The sequence below is a fragment of the Cytobacillus sp. ABV4_503 genome (assembly GCF_056158445.1).
Genome location: NZ_JBSWTH010000001.1, coordinates 1,794,615 through 1,817,968, shown reverse-complemented (window position 1 = coordinate 1,817,968; position 23,354 = coordinate 1,794,615). Strand labels below are relative to the sequence as shown.

The 23,354-nt window shown below is 41.1% G+C and carries 22 protein-coding genes; 7 read left to right on the top strand and 15 right to left on the bottom strand.

From position 1 onward, the window contains the following. Positions 1 to 163 precede the first annotated feature (163 nt). The 3 genes from ACXAD1_RS09145 to ACXAD1_RS09135 are packed head-to-tail and all read left to right on the top strand — an operon-like array spanning position 164 to position 2,239. Entirely contained in the window at positions 164 to 304 is a 141-nt protein-coding gene (locus ACXAD1_RS09145) for a hypothetical protein (protein ID WP_206837017.1), read from the top strand. Beyond that, positions 301 to 1,281: an NAD(P)-dependent oxidoreductase gene (locus ACXAD1_RS09140; RefSeq protein ID WP_474909876.1), complete on the top strand. Its 981-nt coding sequence runs from the start codon at positions 301 to 303 to the stop codon at positions 1,279 to 1,281. The genes ACXAD1_RS09145 and ACXAD1_RS09140 overlap by 4 nt, the downstream gene beginning before the upstream one ends. Continuing rightward, the gene (locus tag ACXAD1_RS09135) at positions 1,202 to 2,239 is read left to right on the top strand and encodes a DctP family TRAP transporter solute-binding subunit (RefSeq protein ID WP_206837012.1); all 1,038 of its coding nucleotides are present in this window, start codon (positions 1,202 to 1,204) and stop codon (positions 2,237 to 2,239) included. The genes ACXAD1_RS09140 and ACXAD1_RS09135 overlap by 80 nt, the downstream gene beginning before the upstream one ends. Before the next feature lie 260 nt (positions 2,240 to 2,499). On the opposite strand, the gene ACXAD1_RS09130 is transcribed toward ACXAD1_RS09135, so the two are convergent. The 6 genes from ACXAD1_RS09130 to ACXAD1_RS09105 all read right to left on the bottom strand — a co-directional run bounded on the left by ACXAD1_RS09130 (position 2,500) and on the right by ACXAD1_RS09105 (position 6,717). After that, entirely contained in the window at positions 2,500 to 3,573 is a 1,074-nt protein-coding gene (locus tag ACXAD1_RS09130) for a tartrate dehydrogenase (protein ID WP_474909875.1), read from the bottom strand. After that, complete coding sequence (locus ACXAD1_RS09125; protein WP_474909874.1) at positions 3,570 to 4,151, bottom strand: FumA C-terminus/TtdB family hydratase beta subunit; 582 nt, start codon at positions 4,149 to 4,151, stop codon at positions 3,570 to 3,572. The genes ACXAD1_RS09130 and ACXAD1_RS09125 overlap by 4 nt, the downstream gene beginning before the upstream one ends. 21 nt (positions 4,152 to 4,172) lie before the next feature. Then, a complete protein-coding gene (locus ACXAD1_RS09120; RefSeq protein WP_035330509.1) occupies positions 4,173 to 5,015 on the bottom strand; it encodes a fumarate hydratase in 843 nt (280 codons plus the stop codon). Beyond that, complete coding sequence (locus tag ACXAD1_RS09115) at positions 5,012 to 5,686, bottom strand: GntR family transcriptional regulator (RefSeq protein ID WP_474909873.1); 675 nt, start codon at positions 5,684 to 5,686, stop codon at positions 5,012 to 5,014. The genes ACXAD1_RS09120 and ACXAD1_RS09115 overlap by 4 nt, the downstream gene beginning before the upstream one ends. 174 nt (positions 5,687 to 5,860) lie before the next feature. Then, complete coding sequence (gene pcaC, locus ACXAD1_RS09110) at positions 5,861 to 6,241, bottom strand: 4-carboxymuconolactone decarboxylase (RefSeq protein ID WP_474909872.1); 381 nt, start codon at positions 6,239 to 6,241, stop codon at positions 5,861 to 5,863. Then, the gene (locus ACXAD1_RS09105; protein ID WP_206837006.1) at positions 6,241 to 6,717 is read right to left on the bottom strand and encodes a PaaI family thioesterase; all 477 of its coding nucleotides are present in this window, start codon (positions 6,715 to 6,717) and stop codon (positions 6,241 to 6,243) included. The genes pcaC and ACXAD1_RS09105 overlap by 1 nt, the downstream gene beginning before the upstream one ends. 499 nt (positions 6,718 to 7,216) lie before the next feature. Between ACXAD1_RS09105 and ACXAD1_RS09100 the strand changes: the two genes are divergently transcribed. After that, positions 7,217 to 7,399 (top strand): hypothetical protein, encoded by a 183-nt coding sequence (locus tag ACXAD1_RS09100; protein WP_076256156.1) that lies wholly within the window; start codon positions 7,217 to 7,219, stop codon positions 7,397 to 7,399. 94 nt (positions 7,400 to 7,493) lie between these two features. Here ACXAD1_RS09100 and ACXAD1_RS09095 read toward each other — a convergent pair whose 3' ends face one another. Then, on the bottom strand, positions 7,494 to 9,035 hold the full coding sequence (locus ACXAD1_RS09095; RefSeq protein WP_206837003.1) for a DHA2 family efflux MFS transporter permease subunit: 1,542 nt from the start codon (positions 9,033 to 9,035) through the stop codon (positions 7,494 to 7,496). 188 nt (positions 9,036 to 9,223) lie between these two features. Here ACXAD1_RS09095 and ACXAD1_RS09090 point away from each other — a divergent pair, with 188 nt between their 5' ends. Next, positions 9,224 to 10,114, top strand: coding sequence for a TetR/AcrR family transcriptional regulator (locus ACXAD1_RS09090; RefSeq protein ID WP_206837000.1), 891 nt, complete (start codon positions 9,224 to 9,226; stop codon positions 10,112 to 10,114). 115 nt (positions 10,115 to 10,229) lie between these two features. Further along, the gene (locus tag ACXAD1_RS09085; RefSeq protein ID WP_370224945.1) at positions 10,230 to 11,720 is read left to right on the top strand and encodes a spore germination protein; all 1,491 of its coding nucleotides are present in this window, start codon (positions 10,230 to 10,232) and stop codon (positions 11,718 to 11,720) included. A gap of 25 nt (positions 11,721 to 11,745) precedes the next feature. Here the strand turns inward: ACXAD1_RS09085 and ACXAD1_RS09080 are convergent, their stop codons facing one another. Next, positions 11,746 to 13,161 (bottom strand): FMN-binding glutamate synthase family protein, encoded by a 1,416-nt coding sequence (locus ACXAD1_RS09080; RefSeq protein WP_206836994.1) that lies wholly within the window; start codon positions 13,159 to 13,161, stop codon positions 11,746 to 11,748. 130 nt (positions 13,162 to 13,291) lie between these two features. Here ACXAD1_RS09080 and ACXAD1_RS09075 point away from each other — a divergent pair, with 130 nt between their 5' ends. Beyond that, a complete protein-coding gene (locus ACXAD1_RS09075; protein ID WP_206837721.1) occupies positions 13,292 to 13,450 on the top strand; it encodes a hypothetical protein in 159 nt (52 codons plus the stop codon). A 35-nt stretch (positions 13,451 to 13,485) separates the two neighbouring features. Here the strand turns inward: ACXAD1_RS09075 and ACXAD1_RS09070 are convergent, their stop codons facing one another. The 7 genes from ACXAD1_RS09070 to nirB all read right to left on the bottom strand — a co-directional run bounded on the left by ACXAD1_RS09070 (position 13,486) and on the right by nirB (position 23,334). Continuing rightward, entirely contained in the window at positions 13,486 to 14,571 is a 1,086-nt protein-coding gene (locus ACXAD1_RS09070; RefSeq protein ID WP_474909871.1) for a nitric oxide synthase oxygenase, read from the bottom strand. A 507-nt stretch (positions 14,572 to 15,078) separates the two neighbouring features. Next, positions 15,079 to 16,764: a glycoside hydrolase family 13 protein gene (locus tag ACXAD1_RS09065; RefSeq protein ID WP_474909870.1), complete on the bottom strand. Its 1,686-nt coding sequence runs from the start codon at positions 16,762 to 16,764 to the stop codon at positions 15,079 to 15,081. Between the two features lie 297 nt (positions 16,765 to 17,061). Further along, positions 17,062 to 18,069: a LacI family DNA-binding transcriptional regulator gene (locus ACXAD1_RS09060; RefSeq protein WP_474909869.1), complete on the bottom strand. Its 1,008-nt coding sequence runs from the start codon at positions 18,067 to 18,069 to the stop codon at positions 17,062 to 17,064. Between the two features lie 164 nt (positions 18,070 to 18,233). Further along, the gene (cobA, locus tag ACXAD1_RS09055; protein ID WP_474909868.1) at positions 18,234 to 19,715 is read right to left on the bottom strand and encodes a uroporphyrinogen-III C-methyltransferase; all 1,482 of its coding nucleotides are present in this window, start codon (positions 19,713 to 19,715) and stop codon (positions 18,234 to 18,236) included. A 22-nt stretch (positions 19,716 to 19,737) separates the two neighbouring features. Then, positions 19,738 to 20,553 carry a uroporphyrinogen-III synthase gene (locus ACXAD1_RS09050; RefSeq protein ID WP_474909867.1) on the bottom strand — a complete coding sequence of 272 codons (816 nt, stop codon included), beginning with the start codon at positions 20,551 to 20,553 and terminating at the stop codon, positions 19,738 to 19,740. A gap of 24 nt (positions 20,554 to 20,577) precedes the next feature. Then, positions 20,578 to 20,904 (bottom strand): nitrite reductase small subunit NirD, encoded by a 327-nt coding sequence (gene nirD / locus ACXAD1_RS09045; RefSeq protein ID WP_206836978.1) that lies wholly within the window; start codon positions 20,902 to 20,904, stop codon positions 20,578 to 20,580. A gap of 15 nt (positions 20,905 to 20,919) precedes the next feature. Next, positions 20,920 to 23,334, bottom strand: coding sequence for a nitrite reductase large subunit NirB (gene nirB, locus ACXAD1_RS09040; RefSeq protein WP_474909866.1), 2,415 nt, complete (start codon positions 23,332 to 23,334; stop codon positions 20,920 to 20,922). Positions 23,335 to 23,354 lie beyond the last annotated feature (20 nt).

Genomic DNA, 23,354 nt, shown 5'->3' with positions numbered 1-23,354 from the left:
AATATACAAGAAATAGCAATAAAAATAAACAGAAAATTTTATTTTTTTATTATTTTTAGTGTATTCACAATATTCGACTGATTTGTTATACTATTTTTATCATCCTGTATTAGCACCTCGTAAATTTTACTTTGTATCCAAAATCCAAAAAGGAGGTCGAAAGGTGGTATTAGAAGAAAGTACTTTGGCACTAAAGAAAAAACCCTCTTTAGTCAATGAGACTCTGGAAAATAATTCTCTTGACCAAAGAAGAAAAAAGGTTCCTTCTTTACATAAGGGGCTTAAAGGAGATGTTCTTTTATGAAAGAAAATATTGGCTTTATCGGACTGGGGAAAATGGGTCTGCCAATGGCAAAGAATCTCCTTAAGAACGGATACCATGTTTTTGGGTCAGATGTAAATGAAAACGCATTAATCGAACTCCGGGCATTGGGTGGCACTACCGGCAATATGAAAGAGTGGATTCATAAAGTACAGTATGTTGTGTTAATGCTCCCTTCCTCTGTCATCGTTAACAAGGTAGTGGAAGAAATCATTGATTCAAGATCTTTGGTTCCGCTTCAAGATCAGAATTCTCTCATGATAATTGATATGAGCAGTTCTTATCCTGCGGATACAAAAGAAAATAGCAGAAAACTGGAACCTTATAATATATGCTTTGTTGATGCTCCAGTAAGCGGCGGAGTAAAAAAAGCAGTTGATGGGACATTGACGATCATGGCTGGCGGTTCAGCAGAGCAATTCGAAAAATGTAAGCGTTTGCTGTGTGCCTTGGGCAGCAATATTTCTTTAGTTGGCCCATCCGGAAGCGGCCATTTAATAAAAGCAATTAATAATTACTTATCAGCCACCCATCTTTTAGCATCTTGTGAGGCTGTGCAATTGCTGGAGAACTTTGGTGTGGAGCCTGAGAAGGCAATCAATGTAATTAATCAAAGTACCGGCAGGAGCGGCTCGACAGAATATAAGTTCCCAAGTTTCATTTTGACAGAAACTTATAATTCCGGATTTTCTCTTGAATTGATCAAAAAAGACATTGGCATGGCAAGTCAGCTTTTTAAAGATGCAGATGCTGCTACTTCACTTCCAGAGATCGTATTTCAAAAATTTAGTGAAGCAAGCATTGCCTTAGACAAAGAAGCTGACCATACAGAGATAAATAAATTCGTATCAAATTACTTATTAAAAAGGGGGATTATAAATGAAGAAAATGAAAAAGTTGTTCCTGGCGGCTCTGGCTCTGGTAATGATGTTCGCCCTGGCGGCGTGCGGCAATTCTGAGAAAACTGAAGGTTCAGGCGGCGGTGCTGAAAGCGATGGAGTACAAGAACTAACAATTAAAATTGCTCACGTTGTAGCTGAAAATACTCCAAAACATCAAGGTGCTCTAAAAATGAAAGAGGTCATTGAAAAAGAGTCAGACGGCAAGATTAAAGTACAAGTATATCCTAACAGCTCTTTATTTGGCGATAAGGATGAATATCAGAACCTTGTTGCAAATAATGTTCAATTCATTTTACCTGATATGTCTAAGCTTGTTGGGAACGACCCTGGATTCAATATTCCTGCAATGCCTTTCCTCTTTGAAAGCGACGAAGCTGCTAATGCGTTCTGGGATGGAGAAAAAGGGCAGGAAATCTTTAAGCGTCTTGAAAAAGACGGAGTGCTTGGAAAGGCTATGTGGCCAAATGGTGCAAAGCACATGACTAATGATAAAAAGGCAATCAAGAAGCCGGAGGATTTAGATGGGATGAAAATCCGGACACAAGGCGGACAATTGCTTGAAGCAATCTATGCTGAACTGGGAGCTGGGTCTGCTTCTATTCCTTTCGGTGAATTATATACTGCCCTTCAGCAGGGAACAGTTGATGGACAGGAAAACACTTTCAGCAACATTGAATCCAAGAAGTTTGATGAAGTGCAAAAGTATATGACGATTATGGGGCATACCCGTGTTGATTATGCTTTGCTGACTAATACAAAATTCTGGGAAGGCTTAAATGATGAAACAAAAGCAATTGTACAAAAAGGCGTTGACGAAGGAACAAAGCTTGCAAGAGAGTCTGCTAAAAAGCTTAATGACGATGCATTGGCAAAATTAAAAGAAAATGGGCAAGTTGAAATCAATGAGCTTTCTGATGCTGAAATCGAAGAGTTCAAGAAGACCCTTGAACCAATTTACAATGAGTGGGCTGAAAAAATCGGCAAGGATATCATTGAGGACGCTGAAAGCAAATAAAACTGCTTTTTTAATAGTAAGACGCAAAGGGCAACCGCACCAATCAAGGAGCGGTTGTTTTTTAATTATTTAAAGACATGTCTATCAATTATGCATGTAAGTACAGGCTCCCTTTCTCACTCGAAAAGAAAGAGCAGGATCGCCGGACCGTCCCTTATAGCATAAAGCCATGAGAATCAATCCAAAGTAAAAAAATAACAATCCCTAAAAAAAGAATCCCAGATTCGAATTCTGGGATTCTACAATTACGATATTAAGAGTTAAACTGAAACCGCCTTTTTAAGCCGTCTGCAAATCTCATCTCCAACCTCTTCTGTTGATGAAGTTCCTCCAATATCCGGAGTCTTTATACCATCATTTGTGACCTCCTCTATAATATCAAGCAGCTTACTGCCCAATTCCTCTTCACCGAAGTGGTCCAGCATCATTTTGGCAGTCCAAATTTGTCCGATTGGATTAGCAATTCCTTTCCCTACTATATCTGGTGCGGAGCCATGAACCGGTTCAAACATGGATGGATACTTTCCGTTAAGATTGATATTTGCTGCAGGAGCAATCCCAATGCTTCCCATAATTGCTCCTCCAATGTCGGTCAATATGTCCCCAAATAGGTTGCTGGCTACAATGACATCGAATATTTGCGGACGAGTTACAAAAAATGCAGCAAGGGCATCAATATGATAAGAAGCAGTCTGTACATCCTGATGCTCTCCCTTGACTTCGTTAAATACTTCATCCCAGAATGGCATGGAATGAAAAATCCCATTAGACTTGGTAGCTGATGTCACATGGCCTCTTCTTTTCTTTGCTAGTTCGAAGGCATAGCGCATCGCTCTTTCTGTTCCCTTTTTAGTAAAAATAGCATTCTGGATGGCCAGTTCATCATCACCTTTATGAATTCTTCCTCCTACCTCACTATACTCTCCTTCACTGTTTTCCCGTACTACAATTAAATCAAAATCATTAGGGTTGACCAGCGGCGACTTTAACCCTTTAAAATACTTTGCAGGACGAATATTAATAGATTGTTCAAATTCCCTTCTAATCTTAATTAACAGACCCCATAAGGCAATGTGGTCTTGAACTAAAGCTGGATTACCGATGGCACCAAGAAAAATAGATTCAAAGTTTTTTAATGTTTGTAAGCCATCATCCGGCATCATCTTTCCGTGTTCCACATAATAATCGCTGCTCCAAGGGAAAGATTGAAAATCAAATTTTATTCCACCGTGAACTTCTGCAACCGTTTCTAATACCTTTAAAGATACAGGTACTACTTCTTTTCCAATTCCATCCCCAGGTATTACGGCAACTTCAAATTTTTTCATCATCATACAGCTCCCTTATTTGTTTTTTGATTGAAATTTTCATATTTTGCAATCTCTTGCTGGTATAAATCGTCACCGTTTGAATCATATGCTACAAGCAAAGGGAAATCCTGAACTTCCAGTCTTCTTATCGCTTCTGGTCCTAAGTCTTCATATGCAACCACCTGGACAGCTTTCACTCTCCTGCTTAGAATGGTTGACAATCCACCAATCGCCGCAAATGAAACTGCGCCATGTTTCTTGCAGGCATCCTTCACCATATCTCTCCTCGGGCCTTTCCCAATCGTTCCGACAACGCCATATTCGTACATTGCGGGTGCGTATGGATCCATCCTAAATGCAGTAGTCGGTGCTACCGGTCCTATTACCTGTCCAGGTTTTGGAGGGCAAGGACCTGCGTAAAAGATGACTTCCCCTTTTAGTTCCACTGGCAAAGGCTTATTATTTTCAAGCAGCTCTACCATTCTTTTATGCGCAGCGTCTCTGGCCATGAAAATCGTTCCTGTCAGCGATACAGTATCGCCAATTTTTAATTTCTTTATATCTTCCTTGTTTATAGGTGTTTGCAGCCTGTATTCCGGCATCGAATCCCTCCCAGCTTTCATTTAAATAACAATTGTTTTCTTTCTTGCAGCATGACACTGAATATTAACTGCCACAGGCAAGGCTGTAATATGGCATGCGAATGTTTCGATAGGCACCCATAATGCTGTGCTCGTCCCGCCAAGTCCCTGAGGTCCAATCCCTGTATTATTAATGGCTTCCAGTAATTCCTTTTCAAGCTCTGCAATATGTGGGTCAGGGTGGTGAACACCAATTTCTCTTAATACAGCATGTTTCGCAAGAGATGTTACTTTATCAAAACTGCCGCCAATCCCCACTCCTACCACAACGGGCGGGCACGCCTTCCCCCCGGCATCTTTAATTGTCTGAAGGACAAAATTCTTAACACCTTCGACACCTTCCCCTGGAAGCAGAAATTTCATAGCGCTCATATTCTCACTTCCGCCGCCCTTTGGCAGAACGGTAATCTTAATTTGATCACCAGGCACAATTTCCGTATGTACGACTGCTGGGGTATTATCTCCTGTGTTTACACGAAGCAAAGGATCACCTACAACAGATTTGCGTAGATACCCTTCCCTGTATCCAGTCCGAACTCCTTCTTGAATGCAATCTAAGTAATTTCCGCCTATAATATGCACATCCTGCCCGATCTCAACAAAAACAACAGCCATGCCAGTATCATGACAATAAGGCATATGATTAGTTTTAGCTTCCTCTGCATTCTCCATCAGCTGCTGAAGAATGGACTTCCCGATAGGTGAAGCCTCTGTTTTTTCGGCTCGTTTAAACCCTGCCAAAACATCATCAGGCAAATAGTAGCATGCTTCCCAGCAAAGCTTGGCAACGCTTTCAGTTAAAACCTCAGCATCTACAATCCTCATTTAATCTCCTCTTTTCCCTCAATAAGATATATCAGGTTTTTTAAATCCTCCTGGGTATGTTCCATTAAACATTGTGCTGCTTTTTCTGGATTTCTTTCACTGATCGCTTTAAAGATTTCCTTGTGGCCTTTTAAAATAATAGGTCCACGCTCATCACCCTCAATATTTAAAAGCCTGTAATAATAAATTAATGAATGAAGTTCATCCACTAGTTTTTTTAACCTTTCATTTTCACTTATTAAAATGATTTTCTCATGAAACTTCGTGTTCCAATTTACAATTTCTTCCTTATCATTTTTTTTGATTGCCGCTTCTGTTCCAGCTATGATACTTCCCAGTTCTGCTATTTGTGCCTCTGTTGCCCTCTCTGCTGCCAGAGCCACAGCAGCCGATTCCAGTGCAATCCTGCAGCCATAGATATCTTTAACATCTTTCAATGTTGGCTTATATACCGTGATTTGAGATTTTTCATCCATACACAGAAGGCCCTCATTAATTAATATCCGGATCGCTTCTCTAACAGGGCTGCGGCTGATGGAGAATTGCTTGGCAAGCTGGGCTTCGTATAACCGGTCTCCTGGTTTATATTCTCCGTGCCAAATTCGATCTTTAATAGTTTGCTGAATTTGAAGGTAAAATGGAAGTGCTTTCTCAAGAGGTTTCTGGCTCATATTCCCACCCCTTTCACTTTTTAATTGGTAATCTGTCGGCTGTCGACAGCTTTAATTTTATAATAGTATTAATTATCAAAAGATTCAATAAATAATTTATAAATAGGGAAACACCATTCTTCTTTAACCTGGCAGAATGGTGTTTCTAACTAGAAGCATGGCTAAGACAAACTATTATTCTTCTATTCCCATTTCCTTAAAAATTTCCTGGGCAGTCTTAAAACTGTCCAATGATGCTGGTACTCCGCAATAAATGGCAGTCTGTAAAAATATTTCCTGAATCTCTTCTTTTGTAACACCATTATTGATGGCGCCTCGTAAGTGAAGCTTTAATTCATGGGGGCGATTTAGTGCAGTCAGCATTGCTAAATTAATCATGCTTCTCGTCTTTTTAGGCAAACCTTCTCTAGTCCAAATTTCTCCCCAGCAATACTCTGTCACTAATTCCTGAAGAGGCTTTGTGAAACTGGTTGCATTATTTATGGAGTTATCAACATACTCAGCCCCTAAAACTTCACGCCTTACTTGTATTCCGTCATCAAATTTTACACTCATTATAAATTCCCCTCCTTATGTTTTAAAAAAAATGTTCCCAATGCGATCGCCACTGGCTGTCCTTTTTCATCCAGAATTTTGCACTCTGAAACAACAGTACTTCGGCCAAGATGAACTATTGTAGGTTCGGCATACAACTTTTTTCCTTTGCCAGGCCTAATATAATTCATTTTCAACTCCAAGGTGTAGACTTCGGAATCTTTTGGTATCTGGGTCATTATGTGGAATCCAATAGATACATCTGCCAATGTATAGAGAGCTCCACCTTGGGCAACATCATATGTATTGGCATTCTGCATGCCCAATTCCATGCTCATTTCTCCATTTTCTTCAAAACCGATTCCTAAAAGCCTCCCTGTATAATGCAGTTCCTTTTTTGGCTCTTTTAGTGCCCTTATAACGTGGTAGATCTGATCTAATTCTTCGCTTGAGAAATTCTCAAGTTTTTTTAAAATATCGCTGGCAGCTGCATTCACGTTTATAATCCCAACCCTCCTATCTTAAGAAAACTTTAGCCATCTAATATTAGGATACTGGATCCAACAAAAAACGTCTATACTTTTCTGAATTTTTTAAATTTAAAAATAGTAACGGTATTTATTATTATAATTTTTTGCTCTTTTGGTATAAATTGTTGTTTTTCGCCTTTCAATTTTGTCCGTTTATTTCCGCTCCAGGCTGCTCGCTTTCCGCGGGGCAGGCGGTGAGCCTCCTCTACGCTGCGCGTCTGCGGGGTCTCACCTGTCCCGCTACTCCCTCAGGACTTTGAATAAGCATCTTGTATAAACACCGCACGAAGGAAATGCGAATGTATTTTCGAGGACCTCGCACCTTCCGCTACAATCAACTCAGTAAATAATATACAAAAGCAACAAACCTTGCGAAAACAGCTAGTTTTAAAATTGCTTAATCCCTACTTGACTAATCGGATAAATATGAATTAAAATATAACTAACAAAAGGGAGGGTTCAATACATGCCATTAAACAGAGAAACGTTAATCAGCAAATTATTATCTCTATCTAAATTCCAGCATAATCACAGCTTGTTTAATTTAAGTGACAGAAAGCTGGAAGCTCTGTATCTGGATCATATTCTATTTTCACCTCACCCTCACAGCGGACATCAATCAATCAAATTAATTGGAAAAAATAGATAATAAGAAGGCCTGCAAATGCTCAGAAAGCATTGCAGGCTTTTTCATTTAAAACCTATATAAAAAAGAAGGAATCCTAAGATTCCCCCTCTGGTAATTAACTTTTTGCCAATTTAGGCACCATATTCTCCTGCTTTGACTCTTCGACCGCGTCTTCCATTGGTGTTGCACGTTTAATGAAGAAGGACAGAACCAGTGCAGCTGCAGCGATAAAGGTTGCTACGAAGAAAGCATCGTTGATTCCCTCAAGCATGGCTTTCGTTAATACCTGCTGCTGCATTTCCGCCACAGCGGCTTCAGTCATTTGACCGCCATTAGCCATAGCCCCGCCTTTCATCGCTTCTTTCGCGATTTCCGCAGCATGAGTTTCCGTCCTTGTTGACATAACTGTTACCAATAAGGCTGTACCAATGGCACCTGCCACCTGGTTCAGCGTGTTGTTCATTGCTGTTCCATGAGGATATAATCTTCTTGGCAGCTGGTTCAAGCCATTCGTAGAAACTGGCATCATAACCATGGACATCCCGAACATCCTGATTGAGTTCAGAATAATCAACTGTGTATAAGTTGTTTCCAGAGTCAGCCTGCTGAATACATAAGTAGTTCCTACTGTAATGGCTAACCCAATGATCGCCAATATCCGCCCGCCTATTTTATCGAACAGCTTTCCTGTTAATGGCGACATCACGGCCATAACAATGGCTCCTGGAAGCATCATCAATCCTGCATCCAGCGGTGAAATTCCCCTTAATGTCTGAACATAAATCGGAATCAGAATCATCCCGGAGAACAGCGCCATATTAACCGTCATGCTGATAGCTGATGACAAGGCAAACATCGGGTACTTATAAACGCCAAAGTTGAGCATTGGACGATCAGATTTTGATTGTTTTAGGATAAACCATACTAAGCTGATAACACCTACAGCAATGGTCAAATACACGTGAGGACTGTCCCAGCCTTTATTCCCTGCAGAACTAAATCCATAAAGTATTCCGCCAAAACCTATACTTGATAGAATAAGGGAAAACAGATCCAGACGAATATTCACTTTTTCCTTTTTGTCTTTCAGCATGACCGCGCCAAGCACGAGTATGACTCCGGCAATCGGCGAAAGGAAATGGAATAGCATTCTCCAATCATAGTGTTCAATAATCCATCCGGAAAGAGTCGGCCCAATTGCAGGGGCAAACATTAAGATCAGGCCAAATACACCCATGGCTGCCCCGCGTTTTTCCACCGGGAAGCTGATCAGCATAACATTCATTAATAATGGCATCATGATAGCCGATCCTGATGCCTGCAGCATCCTGCCTGCAAGCAATACCGGGAATGCATGAGCAACCCCCGCTACAAGGGTACCAATTGTAAATAGCCCCATTGCCACAATAAATAACCTGCGGACTGTATATTTTTCAATTAAAAATGCAGTAGCCGGGATTAAAATACCATTTACCAGCATAAAACCGGTGGTCAGCCACTGCACAGTTGCCGCTTCAATTTCCAAATCTGCCATAATAGATGGCAAGGCAATATTTAACAATGTATTATTCAAAAAGGCAATAAATGCCCCAATCATTAAAACAGCCAGAATCCCATAGGGCGGTCGATCTGTTTTATTATTTATTGCTTGTTCCATTGCATTTTTCCTCCTGTACTATCAGTTCATTCTTTTATACTCGCGTTACACACAAACCATATAATATACCATGAGTACAATTTATGCAACAAAAAAATCCTTGTTAAATAGAGGGTTTGTGAAAAATCTCAGAATGATGTACTATTAGATTATACACACAGTTCAAATAAAATGACAGGTGATAATAAATGAATGATAGGAAACTTCATGTAATAAATAAAGCACATCAATTATTCCTGGATAAAGGTTTTCAAGCTACCTCCATTCAGGATATTTTAGAATACAGCGGCATTTCCAAAGGAACATTCTATAATTATTTTTCTTCAAAAAATGAGCTGCTTATGTCCATTTTTAAAACATTGCATAAAAAAATGGAAGATGAACGCAATAAGCTTCTTATTGGCCAGGATCCAAGCAGCTTAGAAGTCTTCACACAGCAGATAGAATTACAAATGAATATGAATCGAACAAATAAATTGGTGGCCCTTTTTGAAGAAGTGCTTGTTTCAAATGACCCTGAACTCAAGCAGTTCATTAAGGAAGGTCAGCTTAGAATGGTGGATTGGATTTTCAACCGGTTTATTGAGATTTTTGGAGAAGACAAGAAACCATATTTACTGGACTGCGCCGTGATGTTCCTTGGAATCCTCCATCATAACGTAAAATACTATACAAAATTCTTTGAGTTCTCTTCAAGCATTAATCCTGTGGTCCGTTATAGTGTAGAAAGAATCAGGAAGGTCGTTGAAGAGGTCAGTTCTGCCGATGAGTATCTGCTGAAGCCTGAACTGATTGAAAACAGATTTAAGCAGACAGATCATAGAAATGTGCATATTCTTTGTAAATCCATATTGACTATAAAAAAGTCCATACAACAGGAAGAACAGAACGATTGCATTGATCTTCTGGACTTTATTCAAGAAGAAATGGTCCATTCGAAAAAACCAAGAAAATTTCTCATTGATAGCGCACTGAATACTTTGCGCAGCTGCATCTCCTTTTTGGATGCTAAAGAACTTGAGAATCTTGAAATTCTTGTTTCTGCCTGTTTTAAACAGCCGGAAGAAGAATCCGTTTAGTTATCAAGGCCTTCCTCATGATCAGGAAGGCTTTTTTTTAGTTATTATTCATTCATAATCCTTCCAAAAACGGTAACACTAACACATAATGCCTTAACAAACTGGTGATTTGTGTATGAAAAAAGAGTTAAAAAAGAAGAAAAGTATATCCGAGATTGAATTTAACGAGCTGGAGAAGTCATTTTCACGATCTCATGATTTTCAAAAAGTATATTACAGCAATAGACAAACAGGCCTCTGTTTTTCTTTTATTTATTTTAAAACACTAACAGACCAAAAAATGATCACCAAAAGTTTGCTCCCTCAGCTTCTTCAGGGTAAGTTCAGCGAAATCGATGATTTGAAAAAGCTTTTGCCGTCCGCAAGCATACAAATTTGTGAGGATCTTTCTAAAGCAGAACATTTGCTTTTGAATGGCTATGTGATGGTTACAGTGGAAGCCGAAAAACAAAAAGCGGCTTTTATGGCTGCTAAATGTTCATACGTAAGGGAGCTGACTCATCCGGAAGTCGAGCAAACGGTGATTGGACCGAAGGAAGCATTTGTTGAGTCCTTAGGCAATAATTTGAACTTAATCCGCAAACGGCTGCCCATCTCTGAACTGATCATTGAGGAATATATAATCGGAAGTATATCCCGAACAGTGGTTGCCGTCCTCTATATTGAGGGAATCACGAATGCAGATTATGTCAGCATGGTTAAAGAAAGAATCGAAAATATCGATTTTGATGAAATTACTGACAGTTCATATATTGGACAGCTCATTTCTGATAATAAGAACTCTCCATTCCCGCAGCTGCTGGATACAGAAAGGCCGGACAGGGCAGCCGCTGTCCTTGCTGAAGGAAAAATCGTGATCGCCATAGAAGGGTCGCCGCATGTGCTGATTACCCCTACAACGTTTTCTGAATTCTTCAGTTCCTTTGAAGATTATTTTTTAAATTGGACTATCGCGTCTTTTGCAAGAATTCTGCGGGCCTTTTCAGTTATTTTTTCCATACAGATCACGTCTATTTATGTTGCAACGCTTACTTATCATATGGAGCTCATCCCCACGGATTTGTTAGGAACACTGGTGACTTCAAGACAGCATATTCCTCTGCCGCCTTTCTATGAAGCATTAATGCTTGAACTGGTAATTGAGCTTTTAAGAGAAGCTGGAGCCAGATTGCCCACGAAAGTCGGGCAGACAATCGGTATCGTAGGAGGGATTGTTATTGGGACTGCATCTGTGCAGGCAGGGCTGACAAGTAATGTCCTGTTAATCATTATCGCACTGGCAGCTCTTGCCTCTTTTACTACACCTGTATACAAGATGAATAATACGATTCGATTTCTAAGATTTCCGTTTTTATTTTTCGCAAATTTATGGGGTTTTGTAGGTGTGTTGTTCTGTTCATGCATCTTGTTGACACATATGATCAGGCTTACTTCTCTTGGAAGGCCGTTTTTGGAGCCGTTCTACCCGCCAAGATACCGGGACTTGAAAGATTCATTTCTGAGATTCCCTTTTCAGCCTTTAAGGCCTGTGTATTTAAGAACGCAAAATCCGCATCGGTTTCAGCCCCCGAAGAAAACAAAAGTTAAAAGAGACATTGATGAATAGCAGCCTGGCTCCATAAGCCAGGCTGCTATTCTGTTTTCTTTGATTTGTCTTCCCAAGGTTCAAAGGAAAATGGAATCCCGATCATTTTCGCTGTCAGCTCATCATAGGACACAAGGTCTTTCTTGGACAATTCTTTTAAAGACTTTTTCCCCATGGCTCGCAATGCCATTTTGATTTCCTCCGTGCTCGCGGTTAAAAACTTTTCTGCAGATTTTGTCCCATCTTCGATTTTAAAGGTATCCTTGAATTTACCTTGGTTCCAGACAGATTGTGTCGGCGGTTCAAAAGGCAGCGAATTCAAAGTCTGCTTATGGGAGACAGTAAACAGCATGACAGAACCAAGGTAGACAGCATCCGCACCAAGCGCAAGGACTTTTAAAAAGTGTCCTGGTGTGAAGAGGCCGCCTGATACAATTAAGCTGACTTCCCCTTTCTTTTTTCGTTTTTCAAGGTGATTGGATGCACGGTTGAGAGCATGCAAGGTTGGAATTCCAAAATCATCCGCCAATAAAGGCGGCGCACCCACAGAAGCTCCCTGTCCCCCGTCAACTGCTATAAAATCAACCCCGATTTCGATTAGATGGTCAATGTCTTCTTCTATTTTTCCTCCTGCCCCTATTTTTGCACCAATGGGGACACCTCCGGTCATACTGCGGAGTTCATCCACCAGCTCCTTTAAATCCTTCAATGTCTGTTTATCAAAAAAATGTTCCATTATATGGGCAGTTTCATTTTCCTTTAACCCCATTACTTCCCTTGCACGGCCGGTTAGATTTTCAGGAGATATGTTTCCTCCCATCCCCATTACTGCTCCCTGCCCCAGCTTAATTTCAATCATGTCAGCACGCTTGATGGTTTTTTCTTCCTTTCCCCACTCGGTTTTGGAAAATTGAAGGATATATTTTCCTGCACTTTCAAGCTCTTCAGGAAGAATACCTCCTTCGCCGGAATTGACAGCCGTACCTGTATTCTTGGCAGCTGTTGCCAGGGCAATTTTCACTTGCTCACTCAATGCGATTCCATAGGCCATTCCGCTAATCATCAGAGGTATTTTGATTTTCATTGGTTTTTTCGATTTTGGCCCGATGGTCACCTTCACATCAACATCTTCATCCCCGTCTATGGGAAATGGCGAGGTCTGAGCAGGAATAAAGGTAATCTCATCAAAATGAGGCCATTTTTTCGATGAACCAAATGGGCGGTGAAGGACATCACCCGTTTCGGCACGCAGGTTGTTTTCAAGTGCATTTTGAATGCCCATATGCTTAAAACCAGGGATCAGCTCAATCAGATTTTCCTGGTAGCTGTCTGTCATTATTATTTTCCCTGCCTGCTTAACGAGCCGCTTCATGATCCAGCGCCAGCCGATCAGCATTAAAATTAAAAAGATAAATAATATAAAAATCATAGCCAAAGTTGCAATCAATAATATATTTGTCATACTTTTTCTCCAAAAGTTCTTTTAGCCTCCATTATTTCCATTGGCAGGGAATTTAACCTATGACTTCTCGATTTTTGGAATAATCATGAAGCGGGAAGTAAATTCTATGAAAAATATTAAATGAGGTGAAATGATGGACAAACGCGAGCATACTCAGCCAGCTAGTACGGAAGAACAGAATCAAGGTAAAGGAGGTCTTCTTGAATCAATGATGGAGCCCATAGATCAGCTTTCAAAGATTCCTCCTGAGAAGACAGACCGGAGAACCAGTGATGAAGAAATGATGTAACCAATGAAGAAAGCCGGCATGATCGATGCCGGCTTTTATTTTTGATAAGGAGTATCTTGATAGAAGTAATTAGGCATTTTCACTTCATTATTATACTGTTTATGAAAAATCTGTGTAGCAGCAGGGGATACGGGCGGGATCAGCCAGGTCCAATCACCGGTCAGATCCCTTCCCTGACCCTTTTCGTTCTCTTCAAATTTTCTGAATTGCTGTGCAGCAGTATGATGGTCAACTATGCTGACCCCTTCTTTTTTAAAGGAATGCAATACGGCTGCATTCAATTCCACCAGTGCCCGATCCTTCCAAAGCGAAGAATGCGTCCTGGTATCCAGCCCCATCAATGATGCAATCTGCGGGAGCATATCATAACGAAAATCGTCTGCAAGGTTCCGTGCACCGATTTCAGTACCCATATACCAGCCATTGAAAGGGGCTGACTTATAAGAAATGCCCCCAATTTCCAGTCTCATATCCGATATCATCGGGACTGCGTACCATTTCAAACCGAGATCACTGAACCAGTTATATTCTGGATGCTCAATCCCTACTTCAAGAATCAGCTCTTCAGGTATTTCCCTTAATTGGGGAGTTTGATTGTTTATTTGTATTACTAATGGAAGCACATCAAATTTGCCGTACTTCGGCTTCCAGCCCAATTTCATGCATTGCTTGGTAAAAGGGATGGAATGGGGATCGCCAATAATTCCATCGGCAGTCTCATAGCCTGCATACCGGATTAGCTGATGATTCCAAATTCTGATTTTGTGTTCGGAATTGTCTGGAGAGAAGATGGTGATGGCCGAACGGAGCCTGCCATTGTTCGTGGCAAATTGTATATGTTCAAACAGAGCAGAAAATACTTCATCCTCTTGTTTCGCATTCCGTTTGTCCAAAACCGTCAGCTGATCCCAAAAAAGCCTTCCTATGCAGCGATTGCTATTTCTCCAGGCAGCTTTTGCACCAAATTCCAGTTCTTCAAAAGTTTGTTCATAAAACCCATGCTCTGCAATTGAATATTCAATTTCCTTTAGTCTGTTGTTTAGTTCAGCAGGACTTTTATTCTGTTCACTATAAAACATTTTGATAAATTCTGCTGCATTTTCAAGTAAGTCCTTTTTCAAAGATGAATCCTCCCAGAATAGACTATTTGTTAATGATAGCATAGGGAGGGTTGGGGAGAAAGAAATGATGTTCTGTGGTTTGCAGGATTTTTTTGGATAAGATGCTTTTTAAGAAGGAGCGGGAGCGGGTTAATTTTTGTTATTTTTTATTGTAATTGACTCGCATATTGGGAGGCATGGCTACTATTTTTGTGGTTATTCCTTCAGATTAACTACCATTCTTACTGCACTACCTTCTTTTTCGGCGTTATTCCTCCGATTAACTACCATTCTTAGTGCACCCTCTTCTTTTTCGGTGTTATTTCCTCCGATTAACTACCATTCTTAGTGCACCCTCTTCTTTTTCGTCGTTATTCATCCAGATTCTCTTTTGTCTTCAGTTTATCTCCTTTTACTGCCGATTTTTCCCAGTATTCGGTAAATCAGCTGCTGGGCTGGCATCCTTCATGCTCTGCATCAATTTTTCAACATTTCTACTTAAAAATAGGGCCCTAAACAGGCCCTTCTTTATTTCCTCAAACGATACACTCTAGCTTCATATGGCTTTAGCGGCAGGTTCTCAATTTCTTCATTTTCATCTGCATTCAAGTTGGAAATCAGCAGTTCCTTAGAATAGTACCGGACATGGTCTGGCAGCTTAAAGTCAGGAGTTTCTTCACTGAAGTTGCAGATCACAAGAAGCTGGTCATCACCAAGAGTTCTTGTATAGGCGAAGATATCCTCATCTTCTTCCATGATTAAATCGAATGCTCCATAAACAATCACTTCATTTTGCTTTCTAAGCTGAATGAGCTTCTTATAAAAATGGAAGATGGAATCTTCATCTTTTAAAGCTGCTTCGGCGTTAATCCCCTCATAATTTGGATTCACATTGATCCAGGGGGTTCCGCCTGTAAAGCCTGCATTCGGGCTGGCATCCCACTGAACAGGCGTTCGCGCATTATCCCTGCCTCTCTCATGAATGCCTTTAAAGATTTCATCATGTGTTAAGGAATCCGGTGTAAGATCATGGTATGCATTTAACGTTTCAATATCACGGTAATCATTGATATCATTGAACTTGACGTTTGTCATGCCAATTTCTTCGCCCTGATATATATAAGGTGTCCCCTGCATCATATGCAGGCATGCCGCAATCATCTTACCAGAAGTAACGCGGTATTCGTCAGAGTCATTTCCCCATCTGGAGATGGCGCGAGGCTGGTCATGGTTGCTCCAGTACAAGCTGTTCCAGCCATCTTCCTCAAGACCCTTTTGCCACTTGCTGAAAATCTCTTTCAGTTCAGTCAGTTTCCAAGGTCGTGGATCCCATTTGCCGTACTGACCGTCGCCAAGCCCGACATGTTCAAAATGGAAGACCATATTCAATTCATTTCTGTCCTTGCCTGTATAGAGCTTGCCTTCTTCAACTGTTACACCAGGCATCTCGCCAACCGTAATGGTGTCATATGGGCTAAGGGCTTCTTTGTACATTTCCTGCAGGAATTCATGAATTCTTGGTCCATTCATATAATACTTGCTGCCGTCCCCATATTTGTGTCCTTCACGAATCTCCCCCTGTGGATAGCTGGTATCTTTTGAAATGAAATTGACGACATCCATGCGGAATCCATCAATGCCTTTGTCCAGCCAGAAGCGCATCATTTCATACACTTCATTTCTTAAAACAGGATTTTCCCAATTCAGGTCAGGCTGCTTTTTGCTGAAAAGGTGCAAATAATATTCGCCTGTTTGTTCATCATATTCCCATACACTTCCGCCAAACGCAGCGCCCCAATTCGTTGGAGGTTCCCCGTTGTCAGTTTTTTTCCAGATATAATAATCTCTGCTGGGATTATCTTTAGATTTTCGTGATTCCTGGAACCACTGGTGTTCATCGCTAGAGTGGTTGACTACAAGGTCCATCATGATTTTGATGCCGTGCTCATGGGCTTTACCCAGCATACCGTCAAAGTCCTTCATCGTTCCGAAATCGTCCATGATATTGCGGTAATCTGAGATGTCATAGCCATTATCATCATTAGGCGATTGGTAAACGGGGGATAGCCATATGACATCGATCCCCAGTTCGCTTAAATAGGGAATTTTTTCAGTAATTCCGTTGATATCGCCAATTCCGTCCCCATTGGAATCATTAAAGCTTCTTGGGTAGATTTGATAAATGATACTTTCTTTCCACCATGTTTTGTTCAATATTTACAACTCCGATCAAAGAATAATTTTATTTTATTGAACCTTCCTCACACCGCAGATAATCCAAATCTGGGCAAAATGTACACAGTAATCATTGGCGCAAGCAGCGGGAAAATGACTTTCCAGAAAACACCACATGCCGTTGCACCTTCCGGATTAGCACGAATGTAGTCAAAATAGATAAACACATTAAAGGAAAGATTGAAAACGATATATAATATGACTAATCCAACCACTGTTTTTTTTAGCTTAATTACGTATACGTTTACGTAATTTGTGCTGAGAAAAAGAGAGTTGTTATTTCCTCTCTTTCACACTCATTCTTTCAATAATTTTATGCGGCATAATGCGGCTTTCAGGAGTTTCGCCAGTTTCCATTATGGTAAAAAGCATTTCCACAGCAGCCTCACCCATTTTTGCGAGAGGCTGTTCAACTGTGGTCAGCGGCGGAATGGACATCTCAGCAAGGTCCAAATTATCGTACCCCATAACAGATATCTCATCAGGTACCTTAAATCCCAAATGATAAGCTGCTGATAAGGCACCGATAGCCATTTCATCACTTGCTGCAAATATCGCCGTTACATCCGGGAACTGTTCGACAAGCTTTTTAAAGCCTTCAACCCCATCAAGGAATGTAAACCCCCTGCTGAACACAATATTTTCGGAACCCAGTGGTATGCCATGATCAAATAGAGCTTTTTTAAAGCCATCAATCCTTGGAATCCCCGCGATGATATCATCCTTGTTTCCGCTTATCATTCCAATTTTTGCATGCCCCGTGTCGATTAAATGCTTAGCTGCAGCATATGCTGCATGAAGATCATTGACCTTTACAAAAGGCACCGGGTACGCATAGGACTCTGTCGAAAGCAGAATCATCGGCATCTTGGTTTTGGTTACAAATTGATAATACTCATCTTTTAATACTTCACTTGCGAAAATTATCCCGTCTACCCTTTTTTCGAAAAGCAGCTGGAGATATTTCATCGTTTTCTCACCATTTGATTCTGTATGGCAGACGATCACACTGGAACCGTTGTCATTTGCTGCCTTTTCAATACCATCCAGGAGATCGGTTACCAGAGAACTGGAAAGCTTAGGGAAAAGCACCCCAATCGTATGTGTTCTTTTGTTTATTAATCCTCTTGCCACTGCGTTTGGCTGGTATCCCAGCTCTTCAATCACTCTAAGAACCTTGAATTTTGTTTTTTCCGAATAGCCTCCCTGGCCATTCAATATCCTGGAAACTGTTGCAATGGATACATTTGCTTTTTTGGCAACATCTTTGATTGTATAGGACATATCCCACCTGCTTTAAATTGCTGTATTATATTTGTTACGAAAACGTTTACGCTGTAATATTATCAGGTTGTGTAAGCCTTTTCAATATTTTTCTAAAATATAGGCTTCCCAATAAAATAAAAGCCGGCACCTAAATAGGTGGCCGGATTAGAGTACCGTTATGATCATTTTATGCTTTCCAGCTCTTTCTCCTGAATTAAAGCCTTAGCTAATTCAAACTCATTTGGGGCTGACAGGACAAAATCAGGTGTATAACCGTATGCGTTTATTTGCTGGCCTGAACTCTTTCCCATACATACGATTGATAGCTTTTTGATCAAGTCATCTGGCTCTATGCCATAATAGCCCACACTCTCCATAAAGGCATCGACAGAGGAACTGCTGGGGAATATGATGGTGTCTAAAGTTGCCTCCCTTAGCATATGTCCAACAACAGGAATAAAAGATTCATCAAGGATTGTATCACTGGTTTGGAGAATATCATGATTTCCATCCGGCTCGATATAAGGGATTTTTTTTACATTCAAACTCCGATTCCCCACGATCAGCAACGGTCCACCCAAGTTCATTTCAGCTGCAAGCCGGCCGGTTAATCCCCGTTCGTTCATGACTTTCAATGATTTTTTGGACAAACAATATAAATCGGCCTGAACATTTCTTATATCTATATTTCTATTAATCAATAAATCAATGAACTCATTCGTGCATTCCGGGGATGTGAATAAAATGCGTTTATACGTGAAAAGCTGATTGAGTATTTTATCATTTGAAGGAACATCTTTTTTCGTCCATTTCGGAATCTCGATTACATCTGCCCCCTGTTCTTGCAGCTGTGCTGCCAAAGTGCTTCTTGCAGTGCCTGTACGTGCTAAAAGAATCTGCCTTCCGTAAAGAGGCTTGTTTTCAAACCATTTTAATTTATCTCTTAAAGAAACAATACCGCCAACTAAAGTAATTGCCGGATTTTGTATTCCTGTTTCCTTTACTTTTTCTGCAATATCCCCTATTGTACCCTGCACTGTTTTCTGTCTGCCATAGGTTCCCCATTGGATAAGGATCACTGGAGTTTCTTTCGGCTTGCCGTGAAGGATGAGGTTATCTGCAATATATGAAATATTGGTTACTCCCATGTAAAAGCCAATCGTGTCCACGCTTGAGACTAATCCGCTCCAATCAATATCAGGTTTCCCTTCATTGGATTTATCATGGGCGGATACCAGCGCAAAAGAAATTCCATATTCACGATGTGTCACAGGGATTCCTGCATATAAAGGCACAGCAACTCCTGAAGAAATGCCTGGTACAATTTCATATGGGATTTCTTGTTCCGCCAGTGCTTCCGCTTCCTCCCCGACCCGGCCAAAAACTCCCGGGTCACCGCCTTTTAAACGGATTACATTATATCCCTTAATGGCTTTGTCTATTAAAATCTCATTGATGATTTCCTGTTTCAGAAAATGCTGTTTCGGAAACTTCCCGCAATAAATCAGCTCACAATGAGAAGGCGCAGATTCCAGCAATTTTGGATTAATCAGGCGGTCATATAAGATTACATCAGCTTTTTTTATGGCTGCTAACCCTTTAACAGTAATTAAGCCTTCATCCCCAGGGCCTGCACCAACAAGATATACTTTCCCTTTCTTCAAAATCCCACCCCTATGCTTCCTATTATCTCTCGGAGTTTTTATGATAATAGCTGGACAGCTCTACAATTGCGCTGCCCATCCTTTCGTGTTCCGGATAAATAACCCGGTCAATTCCTTCATCAAATAACGCTTGTGCTGTAACTTTTCCGACTGCCAGCGCAATTACTTTTTGCGAGAAAACCTCTGTCAATTGGTTTTCAGCACCCTGTTCACGCGCAAAATGCAATAAATGTCTCACTTGCGGGGTGCTGGTAAAAACAGCCGCATCCAGTTCCCCTCCCAGCAGCTCCGAAAGAAGTTTTTCCATGACTTTAGTTTCCGGCGGATTGTGAATATAGGGAAGAATTTCTTCATATTGAGCTTTCTGCACATCAAGCCATTGAATCAGCTTAGGTGCAGGATCACCGTGAAGCTGAAGAGCCACCTTCTTGTTTTCCAGTGAATAGCTTCCGAGGCTTCTGATAAGTCCTGCCGTGCTTCCATCATCATCCCGAACCTTTGGTGTGACACCCAGTTTTTTTAACATGTTAACTGTTTTATACCCTCTTGCTGCAATTTGGCAATTTTGAAGAACCTTAATAAATTCTTCTCCCTTTCCTATTTCCTGAGCGGTATAATACAAGGTCTCTACTCCGATTCCAGTTGTAAAAATAATCCAATCAAACTCACCTGAGGTAATAAGGCCAATATGTTCTTTCAATTTTGTGTCTATACGCAGGGACGTTCCTTGCGCTGGCCTGCTGATGGCAGCACCTCCCAGGTTTTCTACAATTTTTGTTATTTCTTCGATTTTTCTAGACCCCAATAGAGCAATTTTCTTTCCTTCCAGCTTTTTCATCCGTATACCTCCAGCCTGATCTTATTATTCTTCTATTATAAGATAGACTGTCTCATTCTCAACAATTGTTTTATAAGTCTGGACACAGCCGATATCTGGCGCGTGAACTTTGCCATCTTCCAGACAGATTTTCCAATCATGCATGGGGCAAAAAACGGAGTCTCCGCTGACCAAGCCCTCAGTCAGTACACCGCCTTTATGTGGACAGCGGTTTTCCACTGCACGGACCTTGCCATTAGATAAACGGAACACAGCGATATCTATTCCGCCAGCCTTCACTGTTTTCCCCAATTTCACGGGCAAATCTTGTATGGAGCCAACCAGAACTTTAATGATGCTTTTATTAACCAAACGAAACTCCCCCTTTTAAGTTCTTACGAGATTCTCAAACAATTCCGTTTTTGTTTTATTGTTATTAATAATCTCTTTCCATGGGTCTTTGTGAACTGACAGGGCCTCATTCATTCGTGCATTTAACTCTTTTCGCTTCTCTTTATCATTCAGAACAGACTGGACGTGAGTCAAACCAACCCGTTCCACCCACGCGGAGGTACGTTCCAAATAATTAGCCGTTTCTCTGTAGTATTGAAGGTAAGCGCCTGTGACTTCCATTAATTCGTCATCTGTTTTTACCTTATATAGTAAATCTCCCCCTCTTACATGGGTGCCTCCATTGCCGCCAACGTAGATTTCCCATCCTCCATCAATTCCAATGAAGCCGATATCTTTAAAGCCTGATTCAGCACAGCTTCTCGGGCAGGCGGATACTGCCATTTTCACTTTATGCGGCGTCTGCAGTCCTTCAAATTTCTTTTCCAGTGCTATCCCAACGCCCATGGAATCCTGTGTTCCGAAGCGGCAGAATTGCTCACCGACACATGTTTTGACAGTGCGAAGTGATTTTCCATATGCATACCCTGATGGCATATCCAGATCGGACCAAACTTTAGGCAAATCCTCTTTTTTTACACCGAATAAATCAATCCTTTGGCCCCCTGTTACTTTTACCAGCGGAATTGCAAATTTATCAACGACGTCGGCAATCTTGCGCAAATCATTCGAATTTGTCACTCCTCCGTACATTCTTGGAACAACCGAATAGGTTCCATCTTTTTGTATATTGGCATGCATCCTTTCATTAACAAAGCGAGATTCCCGTTCATCATCATAGCTGGTTGGGTTGACCATTCCCAAATAATAATTGATGGCAGGACGACATTTAGAACAGCCTTCTTCTGAATCCCAGCCAAGGACACTCATTACTTCTTTTACATGGGTTAGTCCCTTCGATCGAATTTCTTCTACCACTTCATCTCTCGAAAAGGAAGTACAGCTGCAAATCCCCTCCTTTTGAGCACTCTCGTCGAAAACCGCGCCAAGAGTATGCTGAAGCAGTTCAGCTACAAGTGGTTTACAGCTGCCGCATGAACGGGAAGCACTTGTGCATGCTTTGATTTGATCTGCTGTTGTGCAGCCTTCCGATTGTATGGCTTCAACGATCATTCCTTTGGTAACACCGTTGCATCCGCAAATAATTTCCTCATGAGTCATTTCACCAGCATGGCTTCCTCCTTCTTCACTCCCGATCGGCTGCAATAGGGAAACCTTTGCCGTATCAGAAATGTCGGCCTGCTTTTTAATCATTGAGAACAGGCGATTTCCATCCTGGCTCTCGCCAAACAGAACGGCACCAACGATTTTATTTCCACGAAACACGACTTTTTTATAAACTCCTTCATGGTCATCGAATATTTTTAATGCTTTTTTCTCTTGATCCTCCAAAAAATCTCCCGCGGAGAATACTTCTACTCCCGATACTTTTAGCTGAGTAGAGAGAACGGAACCTTTATAGGGATCTGTTTTCTTTCCACAGATATGTTTGGCCAGCACTTTTCCCTGTTCATAGAGCGGGGCGACCAGGCCATAAGGAATTCCTTCATGCTCGGCACATTCTCCGACTGAATAAATATGGGAAATGCTCGTTTCAAGATAATCATTGACCACGATGCCCCGGTTGACCTGTAAACCGATCTCCTGCGCAAGCTTTATATTTGGACGGATGCCAGCTGCCATGACTACCAGATCAGCTTCAAGCATTGTGCCATCACTAAACGTTAATCCTTCTACTCGTTCATTCCCAATGAGGGCCTCTGTATGCTTTTCAAGCAAAAAATTCATTCCTTGATCTTCTAGCTCTTTTTGCAAAAGCTTTCCAGCTGTTTCGTCCAGCTGCCTTTCCATCAAATAAGGTGATATATGGATCACTGACACTTCCATACCTAAATTCAATAAGCCTCTCGCAGCCTCCAAACCAAGCAAGCCACCGCCAATGACCGCCGCCTTTTTATATTTTTTGGATGCTTGAAGCATTTTATCAGTATCCTCCAAATCTCTGAAAGCTGTTACCCCTTCCTTATCTGATCCGGGTATAGGAAGAATGAATGGAACGGAGCCTGTTGCAAGAATAAGCTCATCATAAGACTCTATTCTCCCTTTATCAGAGATGACAACCTTCCTGTCCGGGTCTGCCTTTACCACCGTTTCTCCTGAATATAATGTAATGTTATTTGTTTTATACCACTCCCAATCATTCAGTGTAATATCTTTTACATCTGTATCCCCCTGTAAAACTTTTGATAGCAGAATACGATTATAATTGGGATGGGGCTCGCTGCCAAATATAGTAATCTCAAATTTCTCAGGAGCAGCTTTTAAAATTTCTTCTACAGTCCTGACGCCAGCCATTCCATTTCCAACAAGAACCAATTTCTTTTTTCCCATTAAAAAGCCTCCCGGTCATT